Annotated in this window: 8 protein-coding genes and 1 tRNA gene; 2 read left to right on the plus strand and 7 right to left on the minus strand. The window is 44.0% G+C overall.

Annotation, left to right across the window (positions count from 1 at the left end; all coding sequences use genetic code 11):
* Positions 1-117 precede the first annotated feature (117 nt).
* The 4 genes from PGW94_RS03800 to PGW94_RS03815 all read right to left on the minus strand — a co-directional run bounded on the left by PGW94_RS03800 (position 118) and on the right by PGW94_RS03815 (position 4,141).
* Positions 118-486 carry a holo-[acyl-carrier-protein] synthase gene (locus tag PGW94_RS03800; RefSeq protein WP_271758804.1) on the minus strand — a complete coding sequence of 123 codons (369 nt, stop codon included), beginning with the start codon at positions 484-486 and terminating at the stop codon, positions 118-120.
* A gap of 10 nt (positions 487-496) precedes the next feature.
* Positions 497-1,774: a proline--tRNA ligase gene (proS, locus tag PGW94_RS03805; RefSeq protein ID WP_271758806.1), complete on the minus strand. Its 1,278-nt coding sequence runs from the start codon at positions 1,772-1,774 to the stop codon at positions 497-499.
* 1,225 nt (positions 1,775-2,999) lie between these two features.
* Positions 3,000-4,031, minus strand: coding sequence for a gamma-glutamyl-gamma-aminobutyrate hydrolase family protein (locus PGW94_RS03810; protein ID WP_271758808.1), 1,032 nt, complete (start codon positions 4,029-4,031; stop codon positions 3,000-3,002).
* A 38-nt stretch (positions 4,032-4,069) separates the two neighbouring features.
* A tRNA-Phe gene (locus PGW94_RS03815) sits at positions 4,070-4,141 on the minus strand.
* A gap of 159 nt (positions 4,142-4,300) precedes the next feature.
* Here PGW94_RS03815 and coaD point away from each other — a divergent pair.
* Entirely contained in the window at positions 4,301-4,807 is a 507-nt protein-coding gene (gene coaD, locus PGW94_RS03820; protein ID WP_271758810.1) for a pantetheine-phosphate adenylyltransferase, read from the plus strand.
* 875 nt (positions 4,808-5,682) lie between these two features.
* Here the strand turns inward: coaD and trxB are convergent.
* Together trxB and PGW94_RS03830 are read right to left on the minus strand one after the other, a co-directional pair.
* Complete coding sequence (trxB, locus tag PGW94_RS03825) at positions 5,683-6,657, minus strand: thioredoxin-disulfide reductase (RefSeq protein WP_271758812.1); 975 nt, start codon at positions 6,655-6,657, stop codon at positions 5,683-5,685.
* 3 nt (positions 6,658-6,660) lie between these two features.
* Positions 6,661-7,263, minus strand: coding sequence for a peroxiredoxin (locus PGW94_RS03830; protein WP_271758814.1), 603 nt, complete (start codon positions 7,261-7,263; stop codon positions 6,661-6,663).
* 279 nt (positions 7,264-7,542) lie between these two features.
* Between PGW94_RS03830 and PGW94_RS03835 the strand changes: the two genes are divergently transcribed.
* On the plus strand, positions 7,543-8,727 hold the full coding sequence (locus PGW94_RS03835; protein WP_271758815.1) for a pyridoxal phosphate-dependent aminotransferase: 1,185 nt from the start codon (positions 7,543-7,545) through the stop codon (positions 8,725-8,727).
* 294 nt (positions 8,728-9,021) lie between these two features.
* Here PGW94_RS03835 and PGW94_RS03840 read toward each other — a convergent pair whose 3' ends face one another.
* On the minus strand, positions 9,022-10,908 hold the full coding sequence (locus PGW94_RS03840) for a peptidylprolyl isomerase (RefSeq protein ID WP_271758817.1): 1,887 nt from the start codon (positions 10,906-10,908) through the stop codon (positions 9,022-9,024).
* Positions 10,909-11,127: the final 219 nt, after the last annotated feature.

The following is an 11,127-nucleotide window of genomic DNA, read 5'->3' on the forward strand; positions in this document are numbered from 1 at the left end:
CGCAGAGCTGATACGCAGAGCTGATACGCAGAGCTGATACGCAGAGCTGATACGCAGAGCTGATACGCCGTGGTGGCACGTTTATACCACCGCAATGTGTGTTCGCATACTCGAAGTTTAAATATGTAGTGTTACGAACGCTATTGCGTAATCTCCATCATCGCTCATAGAAAGCTCCACTTTGTGGTTTGGATGATTATCTCCATGAAGCTCTATGACAGGCTTACCGTATTTATCGTTATATACTGATATATCCTTTCCTTCGATTCCTCTGCCGAACCCTATGCCCCGAGCCTTAACATATGCTTCTTTCGCTGCAAACCTCTTAGCGAAGTGTCGCACTCTTGCATATGGGTCATTGTATTTTAGAGAGTCCAGTATCTCTCTCTCGGAAAAAAACCTATCAGTAAACTTGCTACCATGTCTCTCAAGTACGGACTGCATCCTCTTTGTAGATACAAGATCCACCCCTATACCCAATATCATAAGCTAAACCTTAGCTAAACCTCGCGATTACGTCGTCTACAGACATTGTCTCGACCCGACCGTCAGACCTTCTTTTTAGTTCCAAAAGGCCGTTCTTTGTGAATGAATTGCCAACAATAATCTGCCATGGCAAACCAAGCAGGTCCATTCTGGAGAGTTTGACTCCGGCAGTGTCATCTTTATCGTCATATAGAGAGTCATTCACCAAGGCCGAATGTAAATGCTCAGACACTTTTTTGCATTCTTCATTCTTGTGGAGAAGGTTAACAATCCCCACCTTGAATGGTGCAACGGACTCAGGCCATTTTATCCCTGCATCATCGTGGTAAACTTCTATTATCGCTGCAACAAGCCTGGAGATACCAATCCCGTAGCAGCCCATCTTGGCATCAGTGTAACTCACACCGTCTGCATTACAAAATTTCGCATTCATGAGCTTTGAGTATCGGTCTGCTAAATAAAAAATGTGCCCCGCTTCAATTCCCTTTGTCACCTGTATATCAGCTTCAGCGATGCCGCAACTTTCAGGATTATGTTCTTCGTCGGCCACAGCATATACTGAGTCAAGCTGCTCAATCCCATGATCATCTTTTTCGGATAGCTCGAGCGCACGCGCATCGTAATAAACCGTACTCTCACCGGTTGGTGCAAGTATATGAAACTCATGACTCATGTTACCACCGATAGGCCCGGTGGCAGCTTTTACAGCAAGTGTGGGAAGCTCCATCCTCTTGAATGCCCTGCGGTATGCCTTGAACACTGCGTTGTAAGTCTTGAGTGCTTCTTCATAGCCCACATCGAAGCTGTACCCATCCATCATCAGGAACTCTCTACCTCGAAGAGCGCCATGTCTTGGACGTAATTCATCGCGGAATTTCCACTGTATTTGATATAAGTTAATCGGTAAGTCGCGGTAGCTGCTGAGTGATGTTCTGACAAGATCAGTAACGACCTCCTCATGAGTTGGGCCAAATACCATCTCTCTGTTATGCCTGTCCTTTACTCGTAGCATTTCAACACCATAGGAATCATACCTATTTGACTCCTTCCATAGGTCTGCCGGTTGCAAAGATGGCATCAGTAGCTCAGAAAATCCTATATAATCCATTTCCTGGCGGACTATCTCCTCTATCTTTTTGAGAACGAGAAGACCTAGAGGTAACCAAGTGTATATACCGGAAGCAGTCTGAGATATAAGCCCCGCCCGAATGGAATACCGATGGGATGCTGCCACCACATCTGTAGACACGTGCTTAACGGTTGGTACGTAAAACCCAGATAGCCGCATATATGATGTATCTCATTGAATGAACCAGCGCGCGCAGTCTAGTGCACAACACCGTAGTAGTCAAGGTAAAACAGCCCTGTTAGTATTCGTATGTATTCTGGATATCACGTTTTTCTAATTTGAGGGTGATGCACCAGACGTATAATTTCTGTACGGTGTCATATAGCAACTTTTATAGCGATAAAAAATCCTACAAAGGCTAGTTTTGTTGGCATATATACGCTTAAGGTGCTTATTGTGGCACCAGAAATGTCTTTACTATACGCACTGCAGCATCTAGTTGCTATTCCATTTTTTATAATATGCTGCACTGTGGATAACACCCAGATCACATGGCTAAGTGTTTTTGTAAAGAATGAATACAGGTATTGCAGCAATGGGAAGGCAAGTAATGGGGGTATTTATTACATTCATAGCAAAGACATTTTTATGTATACCTGAAGTGCATTCGGTATGTTCGGAGCGGTACATATTGGTACTGCGTTAGCGTCCACGTGTGAGAACAGAGAAACTACGAATTGTTGGACATGGTAGAGCTTATCCGCTCAGAAACTTTCATACCACTTATGTTTATGTGCCTCTAGCAAGTACGTAAACGGCACAGCTGCCTGTTTTTCAGAAACGTACGTTGAGAGATAAATCTGTCTCAGTGGTAGGGGGATGCTTTTGTTAAAGAGCACCCAATGAACCAAAACCTTTTGGTACAACACCAGTAGGCGTCTCTTGAACATTTGTCTGTATATGCCTGCATTGTGCAGAGATCATCCCGGATTTTGAGACTTGAAAGCCCTCATTCTTAACGACACTTGTATGGTGCTACGACTGTCATGTATCTGTATCCAAGCCCGGGCTGAAGGTTTTATTTCCATTGGGAAATATGTTGGGCCATATAGAGGTGTGCGTTTTCGCAATGGACATTGCAGAAGAGCCGTTTCACATTCGATGGCGCCTGTTACCTACGTGTTGTGAAGTATCTTCCATTCATTAGTCGACTTTGAGTTTTGTATTTTCCCGCTTATATGGAACATTTAGCATCATTGTGTATGGAATGAAATGGGCGCCTGTGTCATGGATATTGCTACTGAATATTAAAGATTACGTCTACTGTGACCACTTATGTAGCTGCTTGTGCAGTGATTTCGGTTTATTGTAATGCCAATCTGAGAATATTGCCGTTTAGAAAGACAGCCCTGTAAAGTTACATACTACCTACCAATGAGCTGCGCTATTTTCTGTATAAGAAGTCTTCAATTACAGATATTGCTGCAATGGCAGCCTTATACCTCAAGTCTTCCTTTGGTGCCGCTCTATTATTAGCTACTTCATTTGTGATAGGAAACAGATTACCTTTGAGAAGATTTATTGCCAACGCTTCCGGATGATCTTGAAACAATATATTGCCGTGTTTATCCTCAAGCGCTTCTATGATTCCATCATCTGAAAACCCAACAATCTCGTACCCAAGCTCCTCTAGCTTTTTAATGTTCTCTCGGTCACTGCTAACAACACCGCCATGTGCGTCAGGGAAGAAAAGCGAATACCACCAGTTTTCATCAGGTTCTACATGCTTTGAAACTATTTCTGCTAGTCTACTTCCTGGCACAATTCTTAGTCTATGTAATACGACATCTTTACCGTGTGGGTCGGGCATAGATACCGCATGTACCGCGGCAGATTCATGTGAACCCACCAGAAGGTGTACTCTCACTATCTTCACTCCCATTGCATGCATTATACCCTGCAGTCCACCACACACACCCATGATTTTTATATCCGGGTTTTCATGTACTATCTCCGCAAGTGCAGCTGTTATTAGCTGCCTGTTTTCTGTTGGAGCATAGGGTTCAGTATCAAGGTTATAAAAATTTCCCGGGATAAAAACCCTAGTGATGCCTTTTTCCTTTAGAAAAGCTGCAACCTGCTGTTTTATTATTCGTGCTTCGATCTCATGTAGGCGGTCCGTTTTTCCGTCCGCTTCCAATAGCGCCTGATCCCGTATACTGTCAAAATCCACTATCGTGTTATAATCAATCCGTGTCACGAATGCGCCTAGCCCGGTTAAGAGCTCATATATGTTGTAAGAGAAAGTGAGTTCCTCAGGGTATGTTTCTCTCTCAGTTTGCAGTAGCCCCACGGTTTCTTGTATATCAGCTACAGATCGCAGTTTGTTTGCAGATGCTTTTGGAGGCAAAACAGAGATAAACGAGAAGAAAAGCACAGATATCAACGCAACGAATGAGCCAGACAACGCGCGCACAACGCACCCCCAAAAAGCATGACACAATACAGGAAAAGTGGCCCAGGTCGGAATCGAACCGACGACACGAGGATTTTCAGTCCTCTGCTCTACCACTGAGCTACCAGGCCTTAAAGACTATAAACCACAAATGCGCCACTCAGGCACACCGCGTCCATTATATGGTTACAGAGTCACCGTTCAAGGAAAATAAACTTGAAAAAGAAGTAGCTGCTCCCATTTGTAAGAGGGTATAATGGAGCCTTACCTGTTCCGTTTTAGTTGAAGTTTTGACAAAGACATTAGGAATATACCCCGGTACTTTTGATCCCATAACACTCGGGCACCTCGATATAATAAATAGGGCATGCAAGCTCGTTGATGAGCTTGTTGTAGCTGTTGCGGACCGTGCGCGCAAAGAAACTGCTTTTTCTGCAGAGCTTCGTGCTGAGATGATTGTGGAATCGGTTAAAGACCTGGAACATAGCTCTTCGATCAAGGTTGAGGTCTTTAATGGTCTGTTAGCAAGCTTCGCCAAAAGAAAGAATGCTCTGATGATCATAAGGGGATTGCGGGCGGTTTCGGATTTTGACTATGAATTTCAAATGAGCTGGGTAAACTATAAGTTGACGCCCGGAATGGAAACTGTATTTTTGCCGGCTGCTGAAGAAACTCAGTTTATTTCTTCCAGTTTTGTTAAAGAGGTTGCCAGACTTGGCGGTGATCCAGGGGTGTTTGTTCCTAAAATTGTAAACGAGTGCCTGAAAAATTTCTATGGCAGACAGAAGACTATATAGTGTCAAGTTGCGCAGTGGTGGTCAGTTTCTCGAAACATGTAGTTTGGAACAAATGTGTTTTCATTCACACTACACAGCAGTTTCTGCAATGGAGTATTAGTCTATTCTCGCTGTTATTGGTGAGCAGGGTGAATCAGCTTTTTAAACATGCTGTGAATAATAAACAGTTCTGCCCAAATAAAGCACAAATTTATTTCGAGAACATCTAGACTCATCGCAGACAATAGCCAAGTGATATGGCCGTATTCACAAAGGGGTGTTGGAGATAAAAAATGCGGGAAGTAACGACTATTATTTTATAAATATTTAACCATTAGTTTAAAATCATACAGAAGCTTTTCGTGCAGCAAATATGTTGATGCAATGTTCGTTACCACAAAGTTGCTGTATTTTAAGTTACAACGGCTGCACTAAGTGCTCTTGTCTCAGTAGGACTGACCGTCGCTAGTAGGTGTATTATAGAATATTTCAAACGCATAAACATGCATAATCACAGTATATTACATAGATTAATTTAAGTTAAAGTTTACTTATGAATAGAGTGCACTTCACGAACATTGAGTGTGTTATTGAGCAGAATTTGCTTCCATCGCATTTTAAACAGCTGCAGTTGCGAGCTGCAGAATAGAAATTACACGATAGTTACACTGTAGAAACACATTACACACCTGCTACATCATGCACGGCACGTAAGGCCAGTCACGTCTTCATTTTAATTTGCTCAGGAGGCGTATTCACTACACATTTTAGCCTTAGAAAAGGCAACAGCATCAGGCAGCGAAAAACAAGCAGTACTGAAAGAGTCACAACCAGGCACAAAAAACGCCTAAAAGACTGCGGGACTTAGTGTGAAAAGTATCCCCAGCGGAGCATCCTTACTCAATACCTCGCTCTGCCAGAAATTTCTCAGCGTCCATAGCAGCCATACACCCTGATCCTGCAGCTACTACAGCTTGTCGATATACTTTATCACATACATCTCCAGCAGCGAAAACTCCAGGGCAGCTAGTCACAGTTCCTCCAGGAGTCGTAATAACATACCCATCACTGTCGAGCTCCACCATAGTTCCAGTCATACATTTGAGGATCTGTGTGTTGGGCACGTGACCTATAGCTACAAATAGACCACCGACTTCAATAGTGCTTTCAGAACCATCCTTTGTTGATTGCAGAAGCAGGGCGGTAACCTTCTTTTTCTCAGAATCCCCTAAGACCTCCTTCACGACGCTGTTCCAGATTACTTCGATTTTTTTATTATCAAACAAACGCTGCTGCATAATTGCTTCGGCACGCAGCTTATCCCTTCTGTGGATCAAGAATACCTTTTTTGAACTTCTTGTAAGGTACAATGCCTCCTCAACAGCAGTATTACCACCACCTACTACTGCGACAACTTCGTCTTTAAAGAAAGACCCATCGCATGTGGCGCAAGCAGAAACACCCTTACCTTTATAGGCTTGCTCACTCTCTATTCCAAGCCACTTTGCCTGCGCTCCAGTAGCCACGATAATGCTATACGCGTAATAAACCTCCCCAAACATGCTTGTGCATTTGAAAGGGTAAACCCCTGTATCAAGAGCGCTGATCTCATCCATAAGTAAAGTAGCGCCACTACCCGTAGCCTGGTGTTGCATATACTCCATTAGCTTCGGGCCCTCAATGCTGGAAAAACCAGGATAATTCTCGACATCTGTGGTTATCGTCAGCTGCCCTCCAGGCTGCATGCCAGTGACCAAAACAGGCTTCAGGTTTGCTCTACCGGCATAAATAGCTGCTGTGCAACCAGCAGCTCCCGAACCTAAGATCAGCACCTTAACTGTGCTACCACTTTTAATGCTTTCGCTTGACATTACCTACGAACCCAGACTATCTGCGTGTGATTGCAGGTAGTGCTCAACGCCCTGTTGTGTTGCTTCTATAGCAACCTTTCCTTTGCTCCATCCCGCAGGGCAAACCTCACCGTGCAGCTTATGGTGCTCTAGAGCGTCAATAGTCCTCAAAATTTCATCAACGCTCCTTCCTATGGGCAGATCATTGATAGACTGGTGCCTTACTATGAAGTGTTCATCTATGATTACTGTGCATCTCAATGCTATCTTGTTGCTGTGTAAAACCCCATAGCTGTCAGATATGTGGTGAGAGTCATCAGCAACTAGGGGGAAACTTACCATTCCTATTCCACCCTTTTCCAGAGCTGTATTACGCCAGTGGGTATGTGCAAACTCCGAGTCAGTGCTTATACCAATAACCTCTGCGTTTTGCTCACTGAATTGCGGTATCCGGCTGTGAAGAGAAAGAAGCTCCGTAGGGCAGACAAACGTGAAGTCACGTGGATAAAAGAAGAGCACGGCATACTTCCCAGCAACATGTTTGCTGAGCGTTAGATCACATACCTTTCCGTCAGACATCACTGCACGAGCAGTAAAGTCTATTGCCGGCTTTGTTACCAAATTCATTAAGACACCTTCGCAAGAAAAACCTTTGAACAGTATACAAAATATTGGTAGATCAACAACGGGTTTTTTAGCAATAATAGGGACTGTTACGCGGTGATAGAAAGTATGATTGTGGTGGCGAGGAGGTCTCCTAGGGTAAGTTTCTGGCATTATCAGTTACTTCTCACAACGATACTTTTGCCTTTCAGGGTAATGCGTTATGTAATGCAATAGTTAGTCTCTACATAATGTGAGTGTCGGTGTGAATGTTGCTTCTCAAAATGATATGGAGGGAAACGTATGTTAAGCAAAAGAATGGGTTGTATAAAGCCGTCTCCCACGCTGGAGCTTTCTAGGCTTACGTCGGAGCTAATAGCGAAGGGGGTTGATGTCATATCTTTGGGTGCAGGGGAGCCTGACTTTGATACGCCAGACCATATAAAGAATGCAGCGATTGCCGCTATCAATGAGGGTAAGACCAAGTATACTCCGGTTGAGGGCATTCCAGAATTGAAAGACGCTATCATTCACCGGATGAAGACTGATTATGGGGTTGATTACGTTGCAAACCAGGTATTGGTGGGCAGCGGAGCCAAACAGTGCATCTATAACCTTCTCATGGCCACGCTTAATGAGGAAGACGAGGTTATTATACCGTCCCCATATTGGGTTTCGTATCCTGATATCGTGAAGATAGCCGGAGGGGTTCCTGTTATTGTAGATTGTGGAGACGACTTATTATTGACTCCGAAGCTACTTGAGGAGGCAATCACGCCGAAAACCAAATGGCTTATTATCAATTCTCCCTCAAATCCGTCAGGCGCTGTTTATAACCGCGAGCAGTTGCGAGGTATAGCGGATGTACTTGTGCGGCATCAGCACGTATCCGTTCTTTCGGATGATATATACGAAAAGCTTGTCTACGACACAGAGTTTTTAAATATTCTTCAGGTAGAGCGATCAATTTACGATAGGGTATACATCGTTAACGGGGTGTCAAAAGCATACTCGATGACTGGGTGGCGTATAGGGTATGTTGTTGGTAATGCCAGCGTAATTAAGGCAGTTTCTACAATACAGTCGCAAAGCACCACTAATGCGAATTCTATAGCACAATATGCTTCGGTGGAGGCTCTGTTAGGTGATCACTCCTTCTTAATTCCGAGAAAACAGGCGTTCTCTCAGAGGAGGGATATGGTCATGCGAACAGTAGTGTCATCATCAGTATTAAAAGCGGTAAAACCCCAAGGAGCATTTTACGTGTTTGTGTCATGTGCTGGAGCTATAGGTAAGCAGGCTCCTGGAGTTGGTATAATCAACGATGGAACAGATATGGCAAAACACTTGTTAAACCACAGGGTTGCTGTAGTATCAGGTTCGGCGTTCGGGGCCCCGGATTTTTTCCGTATCTCGTATGCGCTATCGGACAGTAGGCTATCAGAAGCGTGTGAGAGGATTCTTGAAGCTTGTCGTAACTTGAGCTAGTGGCGCACTTTGAAATTATTGATCTTTAAACGTTCCGTGTGGCTGTGTGCACAATATGTGTTGAAAGATTGCTAATTGGCACAAGGCGTCTGTTATGCCTTTTCACCGAGAATGAACACGGAGTCACAGTGTAGCACTGTGTGATTGTAGTACCTGTGGCATAGCCCTCACAAAGCATATGCCTGGTGACTCATGCACCAGGCATAACAACAAGGAGCCCAAGAGCCTAGTGCCAGGTGTGCGTGATAAAGCGAAAAGTGAAGCTGCGGAGGGTACGTCTCCATAACTGGGGTTTTATACTCTCTCTAGAAGATTATAGTCGATCTTCACTTTATACTTTTGCATTAAGTAATCCATCAATTGGCTCCGTAGCGACACGATGTTTTCAGCTGCAAAGCGGTTTGTGAACTCCTGAAGCTCTTTACTTGGTATGTCAGCACTTTTTACCTCTTTCAGGGCGGCAAAGTATATCTTTTCAGAATCGGTAACCACCTTGCTTACATCACCAACTTTCATAGAGAATACAAGGTCAACCAAGCCTTCTGGATACTGGCCGTGATTCTCGCCAGGTTTACCAGTCTTTCGAATTACAGTGTCCTTTCTTACGTTAATACCATCTGCAAACTGTATTTCACCACCATTTTGTAGCTTCATAGAAAGCTCTGAGGCGAGCTCTCTCATTTTGCTCATGCGTAGAGAGCTCTTCCACTCCTCAGTAAGAGCGGGAACACTCTCTTCGAAGGTCTTTTCCTTTGGAGGTATAATCTCCGTAACCATAACAGAAAAATAAGCATCTCCAACGTCTACAAAGTGTGAAGGCTTGTCTGATGGAGAAGAGAATACCAATGTTGTAAACGCATTTCCCCCAAGTGTTTCAGGAAACTCAACAGGGGTACCATCACTCTTTAACCCATGCATGTCAAAGCCCTCCAAGAGGCCCCGTGATGGAGCTCTAAATAGCCCAGCTACTTCTTCTAATGAAGCACCCTGGCTAATCATATCGTTCGCCTTTTTCACATTAGCTGCGAGTACCTCAGCGGCTTTCTGTTTCCGTATATTAAGTGATATCTTGTCCTTCAGTTGAGCTAAGTCTTCAGAAGAAATACTGTGCCTACTCAGTACCTTCATAATATGCCATCCGACGACACTACGGAAAACATCACTAACTTCTCCAGCCGCCAACCCAAATACTACGCCGCGAGCGTCTACCGGCAAAATTTCTCTCGATATGTTGTTCAGAGTTATGTCGTCGGCAGAAACTCCCATATTTGTAATCAGCTCTTCAAAAGTCTTGCCAGTACGCAATTCTTCATTGAACGTGTCGGCCTCTTCCTTACTAGTAAATACCAAGTTCAGTACATCCCTTTGATCATCTAAACGGCTATTTTTTATCTCAATTTCTACTTCATTATCTGATGCAGTAACACTCTCTAGAGCATCATCTTCTGTTACTATCAGGTAGTTTGAACTCCGATACTCTGGGAACAGGAAACGATCCTTTTCACTTTCATACATTGAATGCAACGCGTCCTCGGGTACGTCTACCTCATCCAGGCCCGCTATAGCATTTTGCGAGACTTCAACTATGTCTGCGACACGGTACTGTAACTTTCCATCAAAGATATCCTTAGCTAAATCTTCGTGGTATTTAGAACGCAGGTCTCCACCGGAAGGAAAAAGGCACTCTAGCAACATTGTGGAGGGCAAAGCATTACGAATCTTCCCTGTATAAGAAGCCTCGGACATTCCATTAACTTCTAAAATTCTCTCGAATAGATCTTTGTCGAAGACACCGTCTTTGTCTTGAAAGTCTTTTATGCTTCTTATAAGGCTTCTAACGCTTTTAGCACCAATTCTAATTCCAACATCATGAGACAGCTTTTCCACCAGCATTTCAGAAACCATATCCTTTAGAAGGGTTTCCTTTATGCCGAGCTGTTTCACTTGGTGGTCAGTAAGTTTTTGACGTATTACTTTCTCAATTCCTTCAAGTTCGGCTTGATATGCTATGTTATAATCTCTTAGGGAGATGCATCGCTCCCCAAGCTCGGCAACACATAGTCTGTTGTCGTCACGCTTTGAGGCTCCGCCCAAAGGTAGAACACCGCTAAAGGTTACAAAAGCAACTGCGGCCAGGATAACAGCCAGAACAGCACCAACGTAGATATTCCTAGATTGCATAATAGAACGCCAATAAGCCCAGACTCCCGAGGAATATAGCAATGAGATAAAATCTGCAAGTCTTTTTCACAACATAAACTGGCCACAAAACATACTTTGGGGCTTTCTACCAACAATACATGACCGTAGGCCTCATCCGAGCGAAATCAGCGCGGTAACATCAGCAAGTCACAACAGGGGAGAGGGGAAAGACAGAGTGAGAAAAGATCTGATAATGCA

It is taken from the genome of Candidatus Anaplasma sp. TIGMIC, from assembly GCF_028204095.1.
Taxonomy (GTDB): domain Bacteria; phylum Pseudomonadota; class Alphaproteobacteria; order Rickettsiales; family Anaplasmataceae; genus Anaplasma.